The sequence below is a fragment of the Leifsonia sp. HAY1-4F genome, assembly GCF_056755275.1.
Genome location: NZ_JBNDHX010000493.1, coordinates 1 through 246, shown reverse-complemented (window position 1 = coordinate 246; position 246 = coordinate 1). Strand labels below are relative to the sequence as shown.

Here is a 246-nt window from a genome sequence, read left to right as displayed (position 1 = left end):
CCCCCCCCCCCCCCCCCCCCCCCTCCCTCCCCACAAACACCCCCCCCCCCAGATTAGCGAGTGTCTCGTGGGCTCGGAGATGTGTATAAGAGACAGTTCGTGGGCTGGGCGCCGCTCTGGATGTACACCATCCGGTGAGGAGTCCACAACCGCTGGAACTCGTCGGGCACGCTGGCCGGGCTGACGCGCGTCCGCGGCCTCACCCAGGACCTGTCTCTTCTACACATCTGACGCTGCCGACGACGG

At 67.9% G+C, this 246-nt stretch carries 1 pseudogene; it reads right to left on the bottom strand.

Going from position 1 to position 246, the window contains the following annotated elements:
* Window positions 1-53: 53 nt before the first annotated feature.
* Window positions 54-246, bottom strand: a pseudogene (locus ACPYOG_RS20255) (hypothetical protein); the annotation flags it as partial.